General features: G+C 65.5%; 20 protein-coding genes. 13 read left to right on the top strand and 7 right to left on the bottom strand.

Annotated elements, in window-relative coordinates:
• The first annotated feature begins 191 nt into the window (after positions 1-191).
• Positions 192-1,136, top strand: a complete 945-nt coding sequence (locus KUV74_RS07175) for a LysR substrate-binding domain-containing protein (protein WP_045992807.1) — start codon at positions 192-194, stop codon at positions 1,134-1,136.
• Between the two features lie 177 nt (positions 1,137-1,313).
• On the opposite strand, the gene KUV74_RS07170 is transcribed toward KUV74_RS07175, so the two are convergent.
• The gene (locus KUV74_RS07170; protein ID WP_108132396.1) at positions 1,314-2,114 is read right to left on the bottom strand and encodes a TraX family protein; all 801 of its coding nucleotides are present in this window, start codon (positions 2,112-2,114) and stop codon (positions 1,314-1,316) included.
• Between the two features lie 183 nt (positions 2,115-2,297).
• On the opposite strand from KUV74_RS07170, the gene KUV74_RS07165 reads away from it, so the two are divergent.
• The 11 genes from KUV74_RS07165 to KUV74_RS07115 all read left to right on the top strand — a co-directional run bounded on the left by KUV74_RS07165 (position 2,298) and on the right by KUV74_RS07115 (position 12,818).
• Positions 2,298-3,257 (top strand): LysR family transcriptional regulator, encoded by a 960-nt coding sequence (locus KUV74_RS07165; RefSeq protein ID WP_045992806.1) that lies wholly within the window; start codon positions 2,298-2,300, stop codon positions 3,255-3,257.
• Between the two features lie 183 nt (positions 3,258-3,440).
• Complete coding sequence (locus KUV74_RS07160; protein WP_108448230.1) at positions 3,441-4,016, top strand: TRAP transporter small permease subunit; 576 nt, start codon at positions 3,441-3,443, stop codon at positions 4,014-4,016.
• A gap of 184 nt (positions 4,017-4,200) precedes the next feature.
• Positions 4,201-5,523 carry a TRAP transporter large permease subunit gene (locus KUV74_RS07155; RefSeq protein WP_045992804.1) on the top strand — a complete coding sequence of 441 codons (1,323 nt, stop codon included), beginning with the start codon at positions 4,201-4,203 and terminating at the stop codon, positions 5,521-5,523.
• A 136-nt stretch (positions 5,524-5,659) separates the two neighbouring features.
• Complete coding sequence (locus KUV74_RS07150; protein ID WP_222516002.1) at positions 5,660-6,718, top strand: twin-arginine translocation signal domain-containing protein; 1,059 nt, start codon at positions 5,660-5,662, stop codon at positions 6,716-6,718.
• Positions 6,719-6,817: 99 nt separating this feature from the next.
• The gene (locus KUV74_RS07145; protein ID WP_124803328.1) at positions 6,818-8,197 is read left to right on the top strand and encodes a glutamine synthetase family protein; all 1,380 of its coding nucleotides are present in this window, start codon (positions 6,818-6,820) and stop codon (positions 8,195-8,197) included.
• A gap of 73 nt (positions 8,198-8,270) precedes the next feature.
• The gene (locus KUV74_RS07140; protein WP_222516001.1) at positions 8,271-9,656 is read left to right on the top strand and encodes an aldehyde dehydrogenase family protein; all 1,386 of its coding nucleotides are present in this window, start codon (positions 8,271-8,273) and stop codon (positions 9,654-9,656) included.
• A 7-nt stretch (positions 9,657-9,663) separates the two neighbouring features.
• Positions 9,664-10,842, top strand: a complete 1,179-nt coding sequence (locus tag KUV74_RS07135; protein WP_185696393.1) for an iron-containing alcohol dehydrogenase — start codon at positions 9,664-9,666, stop codon at positions 10,840-10,842.
• Positions 10,843-10,966: 124 nt separating this feature from the next.
• Positions 10,967-11,701 carry a glutamine amidotransferase-related protein gene (locus KUV74_RS07130; RefSeq protein ID WP_108132551.1) on the top strand — a complete coding sequence of 245 codons (735 nt, stop codon included), beginning with the start codon at positions 10,967-10,969 and terminating at the stop codon, positions 11,699-11,701.
• A gap of 128 nt (positions 11,702-11,829) precedes the next feature.
• Positions 11,830-12,114: a BrnT family toxin gene (locus KUV74_RS07125; protein WP_108132400.1), complete on the top strand. Its 285-nt coding sequence runs from the start codon at positions 11,830-11,832 to the stop codon at positions 12,112-12,114.
• On the top strand, positions 12,083-12,352 hold the full coding sequence (locus KUV74_RS07120) for a BrnA antitoxin family protein (RefSeq protein ID WP_222516000.1): 270 nt from the start codon (positions 12,083-12,085) through the stop codon (positions 12,350-12,352). The genes KUV74_RS07125 and KUV74_RS07120 overlap by 32 nt, the downstream gene beginning before the upstream one ends.
• Before the next feature lie 211 nt (positions 12,353-12,563).
• Entirely contained in the window at positions 12,564-12,818 is a 255-nt protein-coding gene (locus KUV74_RS07115; RefSeq protein ID WP_045992800.1) for a type II toxin-antitoxin system Phd/YefM family antitoxin, read from the top strand.
• A 12-nt stretch (positions 12,819-12,830) separates the two neighbouring features.
• Here KUV74_RS07115 and KUV74_RS07110 read toward each other — a convergent pair whose 3' ends face one another.
• Positions 12,831-13,082: a FitA-like ribbon-helix-helix domain-containing protein gene (locus tag KUV74_RS07110; RefSeq protein WP_222515999.1), complete on the bottom strand. Its 252-nt coding sequence runs from the start codon at positions 13,080-13,082 to the stop codon at positions 12,831-12,833.
• Positions 13,083-13,224: 142 nt separating this feature from the next.
• On the bottom strand, positions 13,225-15,291 hold the full coding sequence (locus tag KUV74_RS07105) for a cation-translocating P-type ATPase (protein ID WP_315900728.1): 2,067 nt from the start codon (positions 15,289-15,291) through the stop codon (positions 13,225-13,227).
• 545 nt (positions 15,292-15,836) lie between these two features.
• Between KUV74_RS07105 and cadR the strand changes: the two genes are divergently transcribed.
• Positions 15,837-16,286: a Cd(II)/Pb(II)-responsive transcriptional regulator gene (cadR, locus tag KUV74_RS07100; protein ID WP_222515997.1), complete on the top strand. Its 450-nt coding sequence runs from the start codon at positions 15,837-15,839 to the stop codon at positions 16,284-16,286.
• Positions 16,287-16,430: 144 nt separating this feature from the next.
• Here the strand turns inward: cadR and msrA are convergent, their stop codons facing one another.
• The 4 genes from msrA to KUV74_RS07080 form a co-directional block, all read right to left on the bottom strand.
• Positions 16,431-16,940 (bottom strand): peptide-methionine (S)-S-oxide reductase MsrA, encoded by a 510-nt coding sequence (gene msrA, locus KUV74_RS07095; protein WP_222515996.1) that lies wholly within the window; start codon positions 16,938-16,940, stop codon positions 16,431-16,433.
• 2 nt (positions 16,941-16,942) lie between these two features.
• Positions 16,943-17,389 (bottom strand): peptide-methionine (R)-S-oxide reductase MsrB, encoded by a 447-nt coding sequence (msrB, locus tag KUV74_RS07090; protein ID WP_108132402.1) that lies wholly within the window; start codon positions 17,387-17,389, stop codon positions 16,943-16,945.
• A gap of 115 nt (positions 17,390-17,504) precedes the next feature.
• Positions 17,505-18,662, bottom strand: a complete 1,158-nt coding sequence (iadA, locus tag KUV74_RS07085; RefSeq protein WP_222515995.1) for a beta-aspartyl-peptidase — start codon at positions 18,660-18,662, stop codon at positions 17,505-17,507.
• 61 nt (positions 18,663-18,723) lie between these two features.
• A complete protein-coding gene (locus KUV74_RS07080; protein ID WP_222515994.1) occupies positions 18,724-19,506 on the bottom strand; it encodes a transporter substrate-binding domain-containing protein in 783 nt (260 codons plus the stop codon).
• Positions 19,507-19,609 lie beyond the last annotated feature (103 nt).

The raw sequence follows: 19,609 nt of genomic DNA, 5'->3' as shown, positions 1-19,609 counted from the left end.
CCTCTTCGTGTCAGGGTATCGCCGCTACCGGCTCGTCTGGGTGGAGCCTGAGGCGTCGGTTCGATAGGGAGATTCTAGGCGTGGATATACCAGATGATTATCGTGTAATAACGAAACCTGTTATAAGCTGAGCCGATATAGGAGCCGTTGTCGTTTCCCCGCCATCTTCCCTGCAACCGTCGAGCACCGTGATGAGTTTCTCGCCAGACAGTCCCACCCGCTCCCATATCACCCTGCGCCAGCTCGAGGTCTTCGTGGCGGTGGCCCGGCTGGGAACCGTCAGCGCCGCGGCCAGACAACTGAGCCTGTCCCAGTCGGCGACCAGCCAGGCGCTGGCGGACCTGGAGCGTCAACTTGGTGTCACCCTGTTCGAACGCCCGGGACGGCGGCTTGGCCTGAACGACATGGGCCATCGACTGCTGCCGCGCGCCGAACAGCTGCTGGATGATCTGGGCGAGCTGATCGCCGCCGCCGAGGAACCGGGAGACGAGCTCCACGGCAGCCTGGCGATCTCCGCCAGCGCCACCATCGGCACCTATCTGTTGCCGCCGCTGGCTGGGGAGTTCGGCGGACTGCATCCGGGGGTCGACCTGCGCCTGCGACTGCGCAATACCGGCGAGGTGATCTCCGAGGTACAGCGCTTCGACGCCGACCTGGGGATGATCGAGGGGCGCTGTCACGAGCCAGGGCTCGCCAGCGAAGTGTGGTGCGAAGACCATATGGTGATCGTCTGCGCGCCCGGGCACCCTCTGGTGGCCAAGGGCCGGGTCGAGGACGCTGATCTGGTCGAGCAGTCGTGGATCCTGCGCGAGATCGGCTCCGGCAGCCGGGAGGTACTCGAGGCGGCGGTGCTGCCCCGGGTGCCGAGGCTCAAGGTACGCATGGAGCTGGGACAGCACGAGGCGATCAAGCAGGCCGTGGCGGCGGGCCTGGGACTGGGTTGCCTGTCGCACCTGAGCGTGCGGGGAGAGCTCGAACGAGGGGAGTTGCTGGCGCTGTCACATGACCTGCCGCTGACCCGCCACTTCTCGCTGGTGTGGCATCCGGACCGCTACCGCAGCCCGGCCTGGCAGGCCTTCAAGGTCTTCTTGATGGAACAGAGAAGCCGTTTCGCGCTGCCGGCGCAGGACGCCTAGAGGATCTGGGCGTTGCCGTTCCACAGCAGAATGGCGGCGATCACCGCGCTTTCAATATCACATTATCTGGGCGTTGCCGGTCCACAGCAGGATGGCGGCGATCACCGCGAAGTGGGCCTGGGGGTATCAAGAGCAGGCGAGCCACCTTGGCGGGTTCTCTGGGCGTTGCCGGTACCGTTACATGATCTGGGCGTTGCCGGTCCATAGCAGGATGGCGGCGATCACCGCGAAGTGGGCGGGATACCATGCGAGCCACATCCGCCGCGGCATGACGATGCCGGGCGCGCGGCATAGCCGGTGAGCACCAGCGGCCAGCAGCAGTACCGCCAGGACCGTGGCCACGGTCACCGACTTGGCCATGTCGGAGCTGTTCATCATGCCTGCCACCAGCAGCAGCGGCAGGCAGCCGACCACCGCCAGCAGGCGCGAGAGCAGGGCGTCGTCGGTACGATGGAGCTGGCCCATGCCGAGCATGAAAAACGGCACCAGCAACAGGCCATGGTGGCCGTATTCGACCCAGAAGCCGGCAAAGTACCAGCCGGTTGCCACGCCGAGGGTTTCCAGCGCCAGGCGTACATGGCCGAGCTCTCCGGCTTCCTGTCGCCGGGTCAGTTGCTCAAGCCAGTGGCCGGCCATCAGCCCGAGCGCCAGGGTAAAGCAGATGTTGAGCTGAAACAGCGCCTCGCGGGGCATCAGTTGGTAGGGTAACTGGGCCAGCAGACCGATGATCATCACCCGGCGTGCGTAGCGCAGCGGATCACGGGTATTGAACAGCCCGTGCCAGGCGACCATGCCGGCGAACAGTGGAAAGGCGATACGGCCCACGCTCGAGTCGACCCAGCCAAGGTGCCAGGCGTCGGTGGCCAGGTAGCGTGCCAGGTGGTCCAGGGTCATGGTGACAAGCGCGATCCACTGGCCCCAGCCGGTCCAGTGGGAGGACGGTCGTTCGTGGTAGCTGGCGCTGGCGACGTAGGTCATCGGACTTCCCTGTTGTTCGGCTTGCCAGGGTAGACTTGTGCCGGGCCGACAAGTTCCGCAGGAGTCAGAGTAGAGCTTCGACACCGACCAGGATCAGCACCGGGTCAAGGATCCCTGCGACAGCCCCAGCAAGAGCCGACAACAGCGCCGAGACAATAACAACATCACCACCGAGGAGACGCCATGAAGAATGGCTTCGGCTTCGACCTGCGCAGTATGGAAATCTTCGTCGAGACCCTGGAACGCGGTAGCCAGAGCGCCGCCGCCGAGGCGCTCGGCCTGACCCAGTCGTCGGTGTCGCATTGCCTGGCGACCCTCGAAGAGAGCCTGGGGCTGGCGCTGTTCGAGCGCCGCTCGCGGCCGCTGGAACCCACCAGCGCCGGACGCTTCTTTTATGACCGTGCCCGCCGTCTGCTGGGCGAGGCCAGGGATACCCGCCGCGAACTGATCACCGGTGCCTTCGGTCAATTGCATCAGATGCGCCTGGCGCTGGTGGATTCGCTGGCCACCGCCGTGGGCAAGCCGCTGATCGACGTCATCCGCCGCCACACCCGTGACTACACCTTGACCACCGGGCTTTCGCACATGCACGGGCACTCGCTGCTGACGCGGCACGTGGACGTGATCATCTCCGACGATCGGCTGGAAAACTACGACGGCCTGGAGCGTCACAGGGTGCTGGACGAGCCCTTTGTGCTGGTGTTGCCGGCGAGCTGGACGGGGCCTGCTGACAATCTGCGCTGGCTATCGCGTCAGCTCGACTTCGTGCGCTACGTGCCGCAGTCGCTGATCGGCCAGAGTATCGAGCGCCACCTGCGCCTGGCCGGTGTGGAGCTGCCGGCGCGGCTGCACCTGGACAATACCTGCGCCTTGCTCAAGGCGGTGAGCGACGGCGTCGGCTTTACCGTGACGACCCCGCTGTGCCTGTATCAGGCGGGGCTCGATCAGCTCAGGGTGCGCATCGAAGCGCTGCCGCTGGCGCCGCTCAAGCGCTCGTTGACGCTGGTCGCCAGGCGCGACGAACTCGGTGGCTTGCCTGGGCAGCTGGCGCGGGACGCCCGCCGCCTGCTGGACGGCGACTTTCGTGCCACGCTCACCGAGGAGCTGCCCTGGGTCGAGGAGCAGATCGTCACTTCCGTCTGAGGATCTTCCCGGCGATGGCCAGTTTCATGGCCGGTTTCGGTGCAGTGGCTGCTTTTCTCTGCACTTTGCTTGAGCAGTATCGAAAGCTTCGATAGTCATCACGTCGTTGAAGTCGATGCAACTGGCACGTCCGGCCAGGCTGGGCCAAGACTCAGGAGATTCCTCTTGTGTCCGGGAGCTCCCATGCCGGCAGCCATTCGCCTCTACGTCCGCTACGTGGACCGATTCAATCGGCGTATCGGTCGTATCGTCATGTACCTGATCTTCGTGATGATCGGGGTCCTGCTCTACGCCTCGCTCTCGCGCACCCTGTTTGATCGGCCGTTGATCTGGGGCGTCGAGGTCTCTCAGTTCCTGATGGTCGCCTACTTTCTGCTGGGCGGTGCCTACTCCATGCAGCTCGACGACCATGTGCGCATGGATCTCTTCTATACCCGACTGTCGCCACGGGCCAAGGCCATGAGCGACGTCCTGACCATGCTGCTGTTGCTGGTGTTCCTCGCCACCCTGCTGGCCGGCGGCATCTCCAGCACCAGCTACGCGATCAAGTACGGCGAGACCAACTACAGCTCCTGGGCGCCGCCGCTGGCGCCGATCAAGATCATCATGACCCTGGGGGTGGCGCTGATGCTCGCCCAGTGCCTCTCGACCCTGTTCAAGGATATCGCCGTGCTGAGAGGACACCCGCTCGAGCAGACCGAGGGGGAGAAGGACGGCAGGGAAGAGCAGGACCGGAAGGACGGGGAGGGCGATCGATGAGCCATGAAATGATCGCACTTACGCTGCCCTTGTCGAGAGCGTCGATGATGTTGCTGTTTCTAAGCCAGAGCCAGGGACGGAGGGCGATCGATGAGCCATGAAATGATCGCGCTTATGCTGCCCTTGTCGAGAGCGTCGATGATGTTGCTGTTTCTAAGCCAGAGCCAGGGACGGAGGGCGATCGATGAGCTATGAAATGATCGCGCTGACGATGTTCTCTTCGATGATGTTGCTGCTGTTGACCGGACAGCGGGTGTTCGGCGTCATCGGCTTCGTCGGCGCGGCGGCGGCGCTTTTGCTGTGGGGCGATGGCGGCATGGAGATGCCGTTCAGCGCTGCCATCCAGTTGATGAACTGGTATCCGCTGTTGACCCTGCCTTTGTTCATCTTCATGGGCTACATGCTGTCGGAGTCGGGCATCGCCTCCGAACTCTACGAGATGTTCCACGTATGGATGGGCGGGCTCAAGGGCGGGCTCGCCGTGGGTACCATCGGCCTGATGGTGGTGGTCTCGGCGATGAATGGACTGAGTGTGGCCGGCATGGCCATCGGTGCCACCATCGCCCTGCCGGAACTGCTGCGCCGGGGCTATGACAAGATCATGGTCACCGGGGTGATTCAGGCCGGAAGCTCGCTTGGCATCCTGGTGCCGCCCAGCGTGGTGCTGGTGCTCTACGGCATGATCGCGCGACAGCCGGTCAGCCAGCTGTGGCTGGCCGGCGCCATCCCCGGGTTGATCCTGGCGGCGATGTTCGTCATCTACATCGTGGTGCGTTGTCGCCTGCAGCCGAGCCTGGGCCCGGCGCTGCCGCCGGAGGAGCGCAACCTGTCCACCGCCGACAAGCTGAAGCTTCTGCGCGCGGGCATCATGCCGCTGGCGATCTTCTTCTTCATGACCGGGCTGTTCGTGATGGGCGTCACCAGCCTGGTCGAGAGCGCCGCGGTGGGGGCGCTGTCGGCAACCCTGGCGGCGGCGTTCAAGCGCCGTCTGACGCTGGCGGTGATCGAGACCACGGTGCGCCGCTCGCTCGGCATCACCTGCATGTTCATGTGGATCATCCTGGCGGCGCTGTGCTTTGGCGCGGTGTTCGACGGTCTCGGCGCGGTGCGCGCCATCGAGTCGGTATTCCTCGACCAGTTCGGCCTCACCCCCTGGCAGATCCTGGTGATGATGCAGCTGTCCTACATTCTGCTCGGCATGTTCCTCGACGACACCGCCATGCTGGTGATCGTGGCGCCGCTGTACGTGCCGCTGGTGATCACCCTGGGCTTCGACCCGATCTGGTACGGGGTGCTCTACACCATCACCGTGCAGATCGCCTACATGACCCCACCGTTTGGCTACAACCTCTTTCTGATGCGCGCCATGGCCCCGCCGGAGATCAGTCTCGGCGACATCTACCGCAGCGTCTGGCCGTTCGTCGCCATCATGCTGGCGGGGCTTGCGCTGATCACCGCCTTTCCCGAGCTGGCGCTATGGCTGCCGGGTCTGTTCAGGGACTACTGAGGCAAGACTGTCGCGGTCTTGGCCCGGCAGGCAGGGATGTGAAGCAAGGAGCTTTAAAGAAGGCAGGAGAAGACGACCACAGGCGTCCTTTACGGACGCAACGTCAGGCAACAACAACGAAAACGGGAGAGAACGGATGACCAATCGTCGCGACTTCCTCAAGAAGGCCGGTGTCGCCACCGCCGCCACCGTGGGGGCGGGCACCCTGGCCGCCCCCTACGTCCACGCCCAGTCGAAGACGCCGATCCGCTGGCGACTGCAGACCTACGCAGGACCAGCCCTGGCGGAGCACGTGATCAAGCCCTCCATCGAGGCCTTCAACAAGGCCGCCAACGGCGAGATGGAGATCGAGCTGTACTTCTCCGACCAGCTGGTGCCCACCGGCGAGCTGTTTCGGGCGATGCAGCGGGGCACCATCGACGCGGTACAGAGCGACGACGACTCGATCAATGCTCCGGTCGATGTCTCGGTGTTCGGCGGCTACTTCCCGTTCGCCTCGCGCTACAGCCTGGACGTGCCGACCCTGTTCAACCACTACGGCCTCAAGGAAATCTGGGAGGAGGCCTACGGCGAGATCGAGGGAGTGACCTGGCTCGGCTCCGGCAGCTGGGACCCCTGCAACTTTGTCACCCGGGAGCCGATCCGCAGCATCAAGGACCTGGAGGGCAAACGGGTCTTCACCTTCCCCACCGCCGGGCGCTTCCTGACCCGCTTCGGGGTGGTGCCGGTGACCCTGCCGTGGGAGGACATCGAGGTCGCCATGCAGACCCGCGAACTCGACGGCATCTCCTGGGCCGGCATCACCGAGGCCTACACCGTGGGCTGGGCGGACGTCTCCAGCTACTACCTGACCAACAATATTTCCGGCGCCTGGGCCGGCTCCTACTTCGCCAACAGCGAGCGCTGGAACGAGCTGCCGGATCACCTGAAGACGCTGTTCAGAATGTGCATGGACAGCTCTCACTACTATCGTCAGCACTGGTACTGGTGGGGCGAGGCCCACTACCGCACCCAGGGCGGCAAGCTGGAGCTGACCTCGATCCCGGAAAGCGAGTGGCAGACCATCGAGGACGAGGCGCTGAGCTTCTGGGACGAGATCGCAAGCCAGAGCGAGCGCAACGCCAAGGTGGTGCAGATCCTCAAGGACTATCGTCAGACCATGCAGCAGGCGGGACCTCCCTACCGCTACAGCTGACACTCTCGGTAGATATCGGGCGTTGCGGGCCGGCCCGGCAATCAAGGTCGGCCCGTTGTTTCTTCGCCCTTGTTCCTTCGCCCATGAGGAGGGTGATCGATGTCAGGACTCAATCCCAGGGACGTGCGCACGGCGGATGACGCCCGCCGGGTGGTCGAGGCGCGCAACCTCTCCCACGTCAAGATCGGCTTTCTCGATCTGGACGGGGTGATGGTCGGCAAGTACATGCACCGCGACAAGTTCTTTGCCGCCCTCGACGGCGGCTTCGCCTTCTGCGACGTGGTGCTGGGCTGGGACAGCAAGGACGAGCTGTACGACAACACGCGCTACACCGGCTGGCACACCGGCTATCCCGACGCCCAGTTGCGCGTGCTGCCGGAGAGCTGTCGCGAGGTACCCTTCGAAGGCGACATGCTGCTGTTCATGGCCGAATTCACCGAGCGGGCCGAGGCGATCTGTCCGCGTGGCCTGCTACGGCGGGTGCTGGGCCGGGCCGCCGAGATGGGCTTCTCGGTTCACGGCTCGCTGGAGTATGAATTCTTCATGTTCCAGGAGACGCCGGAATCGGTGCGCGAGAAGGGCTTTCGCAACCTGCGCCCGCTGACCCCGGACATGATGGGCTACTCCATGCTCAGGAGTTCGGTGCATGCCGAGCTCTACCACGAGCTGCTGGAGCTGTCCCAGCGCATGGACTTCCCCATCGAGGGGCTGCACACCGAGACCGGGCCAGGCGTGCTCGAGGCCGCCATCGGCGTCGACGAGGCGCTGGCCGCCGGCGACAAGGCGGCGCTGTTCAAGACCTTCACCAAGGTGTGGGCCCAGCGACGCGGCCTGATGGCCACCTTCATGGCCAAGTGGTCGCCGGACTATCCCGGCCAGAGCGGCCATATCCACCTGTCGATGAAGCACCTCGAGAGCGGCGAGTCGGCCTTCTACGACTCCGACGCCGAGCACTCCATGAGCGCCATCCAGCGTCACTTCGTCGCCGGCCAGCAGCGGCTGATGCCGGAGTTTCTGGCCATGTTCGCCCCCACCATCAACAGCTACACCCGGCTGATTCCCGGCTTCTGGGCGCCGACGGACGCCACCTGGGGCGTCGAGAATCGCACCACCGCCCTGCGCGTGATCCCCGGCAGCGCCAAGTCCCAGCGGGTCGAATACCGGCTCGGCAGCGCCGACGCCAATCCCTACCTGGCGCTGGCCGCGGCCATCGGTGCCGGCCTTTATGGCATCGAGCAGGGGCTCGAGCCCGATACCGCGGTTACCGGCAACGCCTACGAGCTCGACCATCCCGAGCACCAGGCGCTGCCGCGAACCCTGTGGGAGGCGGCCCAGCGGCTCAAGGCATCGACGCCTGCGCGCGGGCTCTTCGGCGACGACTTCGTCGAGCACTTTGCCGCCACCCGGGAATGGGAGGAGCGCGAGTTCCGTCGGCATATCACCGACTGGGAGCTCGATCGCTATTTCGAGATTATCTGACGCGGATGCCCGGTATCGAGATCATCTGACGCGGATGCCCGGCATCCCGCCAACCGACAGACGAGAGAACTGCATGGCCATTCAACAGACGATATCGCCGGTGGACGGCTCGGTGTACGTGGAGCGCGAGCAGGCCGGCGCGGCCGAGATCGAAACGGCCCTGGCCCGCGCGGTCGAGGCCCAGCAGGACTGGCGCGAACGTGACGTCGCCGAGCGCTGCCGCCTGTGCAGTGCGATGGTGGACGCCTTTGTCGCCCGGCGCGATCAGCACGCCGAGGAGCTGTGCTGGCAGATGGGCCGGCCCATTTCTCAGGGCGGCGGGGAAATCGGCGGCTTCGAGGAGCGCGCCCGGGCGATGATCGCCATGGCGCCTGAGGCGCTCGCGCCGCTGCGCCTGGCCGACAAGTCCGGCTTTACCCGCTATATCCGCCGCGAACCGCTGGGCGTCTCGCTGATCGTCGCGCCCTGGAACTTCCCCTACATGACCGCGGTGAACGCCGCATTGCCGGCGATCCTCGCCGGCAATGCGGTGATTCTCAAGCACTCTGCCCAGACCCCGCTGTGTGCCGAGCGCATGGTCGAGGCCGCCCGAGAGGCGGGTATCCCCGAGGGGGTGTTCCAGTACCTGCATCTGAGCCACCAGGCCACCGAGACCCTGATGGGTGACCCTCGCATCGACCATGTGTCCTTCACCGGCTCGGTGGGCGGTGGTCGCACCGTCGAAGCCGCCACCGCCGGGCGCTTTATCGCCACGGCGCTGGAACTCGGCGGCAAGGACGCCGCCTATGTGCGTGCCGACGTCGACCTGGACAGCGCGGTGGAAGGGGTGATGGACGGCGCCTTCTTCAACTCGGGCCAGAGCTGTTGCGGCATCGAGCGGATCTACGTCGAGCGCGCCATCTTCGATGACTTCGTCGAACGGGCGGTGGCCTGGCTGAAGCAGCTCAGGCTCGGCAACCCCTGCGACCCGTCTACCAGCCTGGGGCCGGTGGTCAAGCCCGCCGCCGCCGACTTCGTGCGGGGCCAGGTGGAGGCGGCGGTGGCCGCCGGCGCCCGCGCGTGGATCGATCCCGGCGACTATCCGCTGTCGCGCCCCGGCAGCGCCTATCTGGCGCCACAGCTGTTGACCGGGGTCGACCACAGCATGGCGGTGATGCGCGAGGAGAGCTTCGGCCCGGTGGTCGGGGTGATGGCGGTGGAGGGCGACGACGAGGCCATCGCCTTGATGAATGACTCCGAGTTCGGCCTGACCGGGGCGATCTTCACCCGCGACCTGGTCGCCGGCGAAGCGCTGGCTGCGCGGCTTCAGGTCGGCACCGCCTTCGTCAACCGCTGCGACTATCTGGACCCGGAGCTGGCCTGGACCGGCGTCAAGCATTCGGGTCGCGGCTGCTCGCTGTCGCGGCTCGGCTTCGACAGCCTGACCCGGCCCAAGTCCTTCCATCTGAAACACGCCTGAGGCAACCATGAGCGATATCAGCCGCTACACCACCAGCTGGAACTACCCCTCGGCCATCCTCACCGGCGCCGGTCGAATTCGTGATCTGCCAGCGCAGTGCCGAGAGCTTGGCATGACGGCGCCGTTGTTGATCACCGATCCGGGGCTCGCGGCGCTGCCGATGGTGCGCGAAGTGCTCGATCACTGCGCCGGCGAAGGACTCAGGGCGGGGCTGTTTGCCGAGATCAAGGGCAATCCCACCGGTGCCAACGTCATCGCCGGCGTCGATGCCTTCCGCCAGGGGGAACACGACGGCGTGATCGCCTTCGGCGGAGGCTCCGGACTCGACGCGGCCAAGGCGGTGGCGCTGATGGCCAATCAGCGCGACGGCCTGTCGCTGTGGTCGCTGGAGGACGTCGGCGACAACTGGAAGAACGCCGACGGTGACGCCATCGTGCCGCTGGTGGCGGTGCCGACCACCGCCGGTACCGGCTCGGAGGTGGGACGCGCCTCGGTGATCACCGACGAGGCCGAGCGGGTCAAGCGCATCATCTTCCACCCCGGCATGGTGCCGGCCCGGGTGATCCTGGACCCGACCCTGACCGTGGGCCTGCCCCCTGCGGTCACCGCCGCCACCGGTATGGATGCCCTGTCCCACTGTCTGGAGGCCTGGTGCGCGCCGGGCTATCACCCCATGGCCGAGGGTATCGCGGTGGAGGGCATGCGCCGGGTCCGTGACTATCTGCCCCGGGCCTACGCCCATGGCGACGACCTGGAGGCCCGGCTCAACATGCTGGTGGCATCGAGCATGGGCGCCACCGCCTTCCAGCGGGGGCTCGGCGCCATGCATGCCCTGGCCCATCCATTGGGGGCGCTGTACGACGCCCACCATGGCACCTTGAACGCCATCCTGATGCCCTATGTGCTCAAGGCCAACGAGCGCGCCATCGGCGAACCCATGGTGCGCCTGTGTCGCTATCTCGATATCCGCCAGCCGGGCACCTCAAGTGCCATCGACTGGGTGCTCGAGCTGCGTGAGCGGCTCGCGATCCCCCACGACCTGGCGGCCATCGGCATCGACGACGCCGAGGCGGTGAAGATCGGCGAAATGGCGGTGGTCGATCCGTCCGCGGCAAGCAATCCCATCGCCTTTACGGCCGAGGACTATCAACGCATCTTCCTGGCGGCCCAGCAGGGCCGGCTATAGCGCTTGGTATTAGCGCTTGGAATAGCGCCCGGCCCCGCCCGATGACGTGGCCCTGGCGGCGCCCGGCTCGTCTCTGGCAAGGTGGCCGGCCAGCGTCAAGGGAGTACTGGTGATGGAGAACATCATGCGAATCGGTCTACTGCAGTGCGACGACGTGGCGCCGGAGCTGATCGACGCCCACGGCAACTACCCGGCCATGTTCGAGGCGCTGCTGGCGCCGGCGGCCTTTTCCCTGGGGGTCAGCCTCGAGTGGCAGGTCTACCGTTGCCTGGACGGCGAGATTCCCGATGACGTCGAGGCTGTGGACGCCTGGCTGACCACCGGCTCGAAGTTCGGGGTCAACGACGGCCACGCCTGGATCGCCCGGCTTGAGGACTTCGTGCGCGCGCTCTATCGCGCCGAGAAGCCGCTGGTGGGGGTGTGCTTCGGCCATCAGTTGATCGTCAAGGCGTTGGGCGGCGAGGTGATCAAGAGTCCCAAGGGCTGGGGCGTGGGGCTTTCCAACAATCGGGTCGGCGAGCGCGAGCCCTGGATGACCCCCTGGCAGCATGACCTCGACCTGCTGGTCAGCCACCAGGATCAGGTCGAGACGCTGCCCGAAGGCGCCTCGACCCTGGGCGGCAGCGGCTTCTGCCCCCACTACCTGATCCGCGTCGGCCGCTGCTTTCTTGGCGTCCAGGGCCACCCCGAGTTTCGCCCCGACTACTCCCGCGACCTGATGCACCTGCGCCAGGGCCTGGTCGGGGAAGAACGGGTACGCCAGGGCCAGGCCTCACTGGCCGGACGCATCGACGACGGCGTGATGGCCGAGTGGATACTGCGTTTCATGCGCGAGGCGATGGCGGTCAGGGAGGGGTGACGAGACGCAAGATGGAGGCCATTATTTGGTGGTGGCAGCCAAGGCACCTGGCAAGCATTAGTTTCGGCAACGAGTGCGTAGTGGGAGAACGAACCTTCTTGTCCTTTTTTTGTCCATACATTTAAAGCATGATCATCGACTTCGATCCGGGGAAGAGCGCTTGGAATGCCAGAGAGCGCGGCCTGCCCTTCAGCGAGGTGTCTCATTTCGATTGGGAAGGGGCGCTACTGACCGAAGACAAGCGCAACGATTACCCGGAGCGTCGGTTTGTTGCCATCGGGATGATCGGTCAGCGGGCCCACGTGGTGTGCTTCACGCCGATTGAAGGTGGAATTCGCGTCATCAGCTTGAGAAAGGCCAACGCTCGGGAGGTGCGGCGCTATGACAAGGCGACTCACGGACAGGACAGGTGAGGTCAGGGAACTCACCGATGAGGATATTGAACGTATGCGCCCCATGGATGAGGTGTTGCCTGCAAACCTCAAGCGGGCCATCGGGCAGCGGGGGGCGCAACGAACGCCGACAAAGGTGAAGACGTCGATACGTCTGTCTCGGGACGTCATTGACCACTTCAAGCAGGACGGTGATGGCTGGCAGCGCCGCATCGACCAAGCCCTGAAACAGTACATTCGAGAACATGGTAGCGATTGAGGTCTGGCCGCCAAATAGCTGGCGGACACGCCAGGCCAGGCCTCGCTGGCCGGACGCATCGACGACGGCGTGATGGCAAAGTGGATACTGCGCTTCATGCGCGAGGCGATGGCGGTCAGGGAGGGGGGACGATGACTGCAGCAAGCTGAATACGGCTGTACGCTTGTCTCATGTCGCAGGCAGTTTGTCGTGACCAGGCGGGGGGAAGAGCATGCGATCCTTTGACATCGAAGAAGCCAGCACGCAATTGGTACAGCTCGTCGAGCGAGTCCGTCAGGGAGAAGGATGCTTCATTACAATGGCGGGCAAGCCGGTGGTTCGGGTTACCTCCATCGAAAGACCGGAGCCCGAGCACCTGAGGCGGCTTGGCTTTCTTGATGGCCAGTTCAGCGTGCCGGAGGACTTTGATCGTATGTCGGTATGGGACACCTTCTCCCAGTTCGACTCGTCGCAAGGGATACCGTGATGGCGCGTCGGGTTATGGACTCACCGGTCGCGCAGGCGTCTTGTCGCGGGCCTGCTCGAACACAGCAAATTCGCTGTCGCTCAGCCTGGCCTGCTTGCCAATATCGGCCAGCAACGAACCCAGCTTGACCTTGCCCTCGAGCGATACCGTCGTCTCGAGGATCTCGCGTGCCTCCGCCTCCATGCTATGACCGTGTCGAGCCGCACGGATGCGCAGGGCGCGATGTACCTCGTCGGGAAGGTTGCGAACCGTCAGCATGGCCATAGGTAGTGTCTCCTACTGCATTCTCAGTGCATTCATCGTAGTCACCTGACTGCATGGCAACTAGGCGCGCTGTGGTGTTGGTCGGGAGTATGGGAGCTGCCTTCGCCAGAAGAGCCAGGCTCAGGTGCTCCCTCTTTGCCTATCAACCATCAAACCGCTGTCTGAGTATTCTTAGTCCGTTGCCGACGACCAGCAGGCTCGAGCCCAGGTCGGCGAATACCGCCATCCACAAGGTGGCGTGGCCGGTCAGCGCCAGGGCCAGGAATACCGCCTTGATGCCGAGGGCCAGGGCGATGTTCTGCACCAGCAGGCGGCGGGTGCTGCGGGCCAGGTCGATCAGCCGTGGCAGGCTGGCCGGGTCGTCGTTCATCAGTGAGATATCGGCGGTCTCGATGGCCACGTCGCTGCCTGCCGCGCCCATGGCGATGCCGATATCGGCCCGGGCCAGCGCCGGGGCGTCGTTGATGCCGTCGCCGACCATGGCGCACACACCGCGGCTGGACAGCGCGTCCAGGCGCGACAGCTTGTCCTCCGGCAACAGCTCACCGTAGGCCTCGTCGATGCCGGCTTCACGAGCGATGGCATCGACCCTGGCCTGGGCGTCGCCGCTGAGCATGCTGACGCTCACTCCCTGGCGATGCAGGCGCTTGATGGCTTGGCGGCTGGTGCTGCGCAGGGCGTCCTTGACCGCGAAGTAGGCCAGCAGCCGATCGTCGCGCCCCAGCCAGACGATACCGGCGTCGTCGTTGTCGGCGTCACTGCTGGTCAGCTGGGCCTGGCTGACCCCCATCTCGCCGGCCAGGCGGGCGTTGCCGAGCCACACTGTCGCACCGCTATCGGCCTCGCTTGCCACCAGACCACGACCGCCGCGCTCCTCGACACCTTCCAGTGACACCGTAGGCTGAGAGCCCAGCCCCTGCACCAGGGCGCGGGACACCGGATGGTTGGAGCGCTCCGCCAGGGCGAGGGCCAGGCGCTGTCCCTCGGCGTCGCTGCTGTCACCGAGCGCAGCTGAGCGCACCAGCCGTGGCTTGCCCTCGGTCAGGGTGCCGGTCTTGTCCAGCGCCAGGTGGGTGAGTCGGGTGGCCTGCTCGAGAAAGACGCCGCCCTTGATCAGGATACCCTGGCGTGCGGCGGCACCGAGGCCGCTGACCACCGTTACCGGGGTGGAGATCACCAGCGCGCAGGGGCAGGCGATGACCAGCAGCACCAGGGCGCGGTAGACCCCGTCGAGCCAGGGGCCGAGGCCGAGCAGTGGCCAGCCCAGCGCGACCAGCCCGGCCAGCACGAACACCACCGGGGTGTAGATGGCGGCGAAGCGATCGATGATGCGCTGCGTAGGCGCGCGACGGGACTGGGCTTCTTCCACCGCGTGGATGATGCGCGCCAGGGTGGTGTCATTGGCCCGCCGGGTGACGCGGTAGTCGAAGTCGCCGGCCAGGTTGATGGAGCCGGCGTAGACGCTCTCGCCGAGGGAGCGATCACGCGGCAGGCTCTCGCCGGTGATCGGCGCCTCATCCAGGCTAGGGTCACCGCGCACGATCTCGCCGTCCAGCGCCAGACGCTCGCCGGCGTGTACCCTGACCAGATCACCGATGGCGACGTCGTCAGCGTCGATCTCGCGCCACTCGCCGCTGCCAGACTCTCCTTCATCCAGCACCCGTGCCCTGGGTGGGGCCAGGTCGAGCAGTCCTGAGATGGCCTGGCGCGCGCGTGCAAGCGACCTGGCCTCGAGGTGCTCGGCCAGGGTGAACAGCACGATCACCATGGCCGCCTCGGCCCAGTGGCCGATCAGCATGGCGCCGGTTACCGCCACGCTCATCAGCGCATTGATGTTGAGGGTGCCGTGGCGCAGCGCCACAAGGCCCTTTTTCCAGGTGGGAATGCCGACCAGGGCGATGGCGACGATGGCCAGCAGCGGCGTAAGCAAGCCTGCGGTCAGCCCGAGCCAGCCGATGGCCTCGGCGCCCAGGGCCAGAATGCCGGCCAGCGCGAGGCGCCCCCAGGGTGTCGTCGTGGTGCTGCGGGAATCATCGGCGGCGTCGGCGCCTTGGTCATCCTCGAAGCGAGGCGTCATGCCGGTGTCGCGGACACGGGCGGCCAGGGCGTCGCGATCGACACCGTGGTGATGGACCACCAGACGACGCTGCATCAGCTGGAAGCTCAGCGCCTCGACCCCGGGAAGATCGGCCAGCGTCTTTCTGAGCACGCCTTCTTCGGTGGGGCAGCACATCTCGTCGATGGTCAGCGCAAGACGACTGGCCGAAGGGGACGCTTCGCTGCTCTGTGGGGTGTCGGCAGTCTCGGCTGCCCCGCAGCAGGTGCTGGTATCCGCCGGCCTGGTTTCGCTTGTTGTTTCGTCTCTAGTTTCGGTCTTGGTTTCAGTGCGGGGCGTGGCACTGGAGGCGCAGCAACTGCCAGCGCTTGCCGAGCTGGTTTCGCTTACTGTTTCGGTCCTGGCGTCGGAGCCGCAGCGGGCATCTGTGCTTGCCGGTCTTGCGTCAACTCTGGAATCGCCGTCTGCGCTTCGGGAAGCGCAGCAGCGGGCCTTGCTCGTACTTTTCGCGCTGCGCTCTTTAGGGGAATCTGCCATCTTGGGGGAATCTACCATCTTGGGGGAATCTACCATCCTGGGAACTCCACTCGGGTCTCTGAGTCAGAGTTGACACCCTGTAGTCACTATAGGGTCAAGGGCTGGCACGAGACAGTCGATGCCTGGCCAGAATGGATGGACGTTTGGCGAGAGGAAAACCCATGAAGATCGGCGAGCTGGCAAGACGCAGCGGGGTCAAGGTGGAGACGGTGCGCTACTACGAGCGCGAGGGCCTACTGCCCGAGCCTGCGCGCAGCGAGGGCAACTATCGACTCTATCGTGAGGCCCACGCCGAGCGTCTGGACTTTATCCGTCACTGCCGCGCCCTGGACATGACGCTGGACGAGATCCGCGCGCTGCTGGCGTGTCAGGACGATCCCGATCAGCCCTGCGAGGAGGCCGACGCCCTGATCGAGGCGCACCTGGGGCACGTCGAGCAGAGGATCGCTCAGCTCTCCAGGCTCAAGGTCGAACTGGAAGGCCTGCGTCGTCGCTGCGCAGGCCAGGGCAAGGTCGGCGAGTGCGGCATCCTCAATGAACTGTCCCAGCCGGTCGATCCCCCCGAGACGCTGGAGCATGCCCACGTCGGTGGCGTCCATCCGCGGCGTTGAGCCCGGCTGGCGCAAGCCCGCGTCTCCCATTGCATAGAGCTCGGACAGGACACCAAGGGCCGGACACGACAGCGCCGCCCCGAGGGGCGGCGCTGGTGGGTGCCGTGATGCGATGGCCTGGTTGGCGTTGTCAGACGACGCGCATCAGGCCTCTTCGGTGCGCCTAGGCAGTACCCAGTCCTTGCGCGGGAAGTGGCAGGTGTAGCCATGGGGAATGCGCTGCAGGTAGTCCTGGTGCTCGGGTTCGGCCTCCCAGAAATCCCCCACCGGCTCGACCTCGGTGACCACCTTGCCGGGCCACAGACCCGAGGCTTCCACGTCAGCGATGGTGTCGAGCGCTTCACGCTTCTGCTCTTTATCCACGTAGTAGATGGCCGAGCGGTAGGACATGCCACGGTCGTTGCCCTGACGATTGGGCGTGGTCGGATCATGGATCTGGAAGAAGTACTCGAGCAGCTTGCGATAGCTGATCACGTCGGGATCGAACAGGATCTCGATACCCTCGGCGTGGGTGCCGTGGTTACGATAGGTGGCGTTCTGCACGTCGCCACCGGTGTAGCCGACCCGGGTGTACTCGACCCCTGGCAACTGGCGAATCAGATCCTGCATGCCCCAGAAGCACCCGCCTGCGAGAACTGCGCGTTGTTGTGCCATGTTCAGACCTCCTCGACTTGATTCAGATATTCGCCGTAGCCCTCGGCTTCCATGTCATCGCGATGGATGAACCTGAGCGACGCCGAGTTGATGCAGTAACGCATGCCTCCCTTGTCCCTGGGGCCGTCGTTGAAGACGTGACCCAGGTGGCTGTCACCGTGGGATGAGCGCACCTCGGTGCGGATCATGCCATGGGACGAATCCACCAGCTCGTTGACGTAGGCCGGCTCGATCGGCTTGGTGAAGCTGGGCCAGCCACAGCCGGACTCGTACTTATCCGACGAGGCGAACAGCGGCTCGCCAGAGACGATGTCCACGTAGATGCCGGGCTCCTGGTTGTGCAGGTGCTCCCCGGTGCCGGGACGCTCGGTGCCGCTTTCCTGGGTGACCCGATACTGCTCGCGGTTCAGTCGGGCGATGGCCTCGGGTGACTTTTCATAGCTTTTCATGGGCTCTCCTCGTGGGTGGGGGAGACGCAGGCTCGGCGCGATGGCTTGCCATCAAGGTTACACGCCAGCTTGCGGGACCGTAATCAGTCGTGGTGATGGAGAGATCCTTACACGCCTAACGATTCGTGTCACGCCGATGCAGGCATTGACCCAGCGCCCAGACCTGGTCGATGGCCCAGTCATCGTCGCCGAGCACCAGCAGGTCGGCGTCCTGACCGACCGCCAGACGTCCCTTGCGCTTGAGCCCGAGGGCGTCTGCGGCGTGGGTGCTGGCGAGGCCCACGGCGACCTCCAGGGCGATGCCGTGGTCGTTGACGCACTCGCCCAGTACCTCGAACAGGCTGTCCAGGCGGCCAGCCTCGAGGCCGACGAATCGCCCCTCGGCGTCAAAGCGGGGCAGGGAAGCGTTGGCGTCGGAGGACAGGCTGATGCGCGAAGGGTCGACGCGGGCCTTGAGCGCCCTGGCGGCGGCCTCGGAGGCCGGCACCTCGCCGTCGGCCAGAAGCTCCTGCGTGGTGCTGGTGGTGAAGTCGATCCGCCCGCCGTCCCGGGCGAAGCGCAGGCCATCCTCGAACAGCGCCGCGGTGCGGTTGATGTGGGTCGGCATGAACTGGGCGATGGGCAAGGCCGTGGTGCGTGCTACCTCACGCAGGATCTCCAGGCCACCTTCGGCGTCGCCGGTGTGGATGAAGACGATCCCGGACTTGCCGGCGAGCATTCCTGCGGTGCGGCTCTCGGAGGCCAGCCGAGCAAGCTCATGGGCGCTGGGCTGGGAGCCGCGATGGTCGCTGATGGCGACCTCACCGACGCCGATGAACTCGGGGATATGGACGATATCCTCGGCCACCGAGCCGGTCAGGGTCACCGGCGGCAGCTGGTAGGAGCCGGTGTAGGCGTAGCAGCTCAGGCCGCCGGCGGCGAGCTCGCGTACCTTGCCGAGCAGGTTGGCCGGCGTGCGGGTCAGGGCGTCGGTGCCGAGCGCCCCCACCAGGGTGGTGACGCCGGAGGCGATGGCATCCTCGAGGCGGAGCTCGGGGGTGCGGGTGCCAAAGCCGCCTTCGCCACCACCGCCGGTCATGTGCACCAGTGGATCGACCAGGCCAGGGATGACCCGCCGGCCCTCGAGGTCGTGTACCTCGAGGCCGGGAAAGTGTTCATCGACGCTGGCCTCGGGCTCCAGCACCGCCGCGATGCGGCGGTCGGTGATCAGCAGGTGCTTGAGGCCCATCGCGGCAGGGGCGTAGAGGCGGGCATTCTTCAGAAGGATCAGCATGGCGGCTCCCGAGACAGGGCCGGCCCTGGGGCAGGCCGGCCTGAACGATAAAGGGCAACGTTCACAGTTTGACGTCGTAGCTGAAGTACTCGTTCATGATCTCGTCGTAGGTGCCGTCTGACTTGAGCTCAGCCAGGGCCTCGTTGAAACGTTCGGCGAGTTCACGGTCGCGCTTGCGGAAGGCCACGCCGACGCCCTGGCCGAAGTAGGTCTCGGGCTCCTTGATGAAGTCGCTGATGCGCACGAAGTCGCTCTGCTCGGTATCGATGTCGATCATCGCCTCGGCGATCGGGTAGTCCATGAAGGTCAGGTCCAGGCGGCCGGCACGCAGGTCGGCGACCACGTCGTCGGCACTGGCGTAGCGGCGTACTTCGAGCACATCGCCGTACAGGTCGGTGACGTAGCGATCCTGCAGGGTGGCGCGCTGCACGCCGACGCTCAGGCCTTCGAGGCTGGCCTTGTCGGCGATGTCGATGTCGCGGCCGCGCGGCGTGATCCAGGCGCTCGGGGTGGTGTAGTAGGGCTCGGAAAACAGCACCTGGCGGCTGCGTTCCTCGGTGATCGCCATGGACGACATGATGGCGTCGAACTTGCGCGCCATCAGCGCCGGGATCATGCCGTCCCAGGGCTGCTCGACCCAGGTGCACTGGATCTCGAGGCGCTCGCAGACGGCGTTGCCCAGGTCGATCTCGAAGCCGGTCAGGGTACCGTCGGCGGTCTTGTACTCGAAGGGTTCGTAGGGCACATCGACGGCCAGGCGAAGCGGCTCTTCGGCGAGTGATGGGCCTGCGCCGATCATCAGCGCGGACAGGGCGGAGGCCAGCAGAAGGGGGGAACGATTCATGGGGATTTCCTTGGACAAGAGTGAATAACCACAGAGTAGGACCCCTGCAACGATGCATCAGCAGGGAGCTGCCGACAGACAGGGCAATGTCGCCAGGGGGGGG

The organism is Halomonas sp. DP1Y21-3, from assembly GCF_019801245.1.
GTDB classification, from domain to species: domain Bacteria; phylum Pseudomonadota; class Gammaproteobacteria; order Pseudomonadales; family Halomonadaceae; genus Halomonas; species Halomonas litopenaei.
Note: the sequence above shows the minus strand (reverse complement) of the source record. Positions and strands in the feature narration are given on the sequence as shown.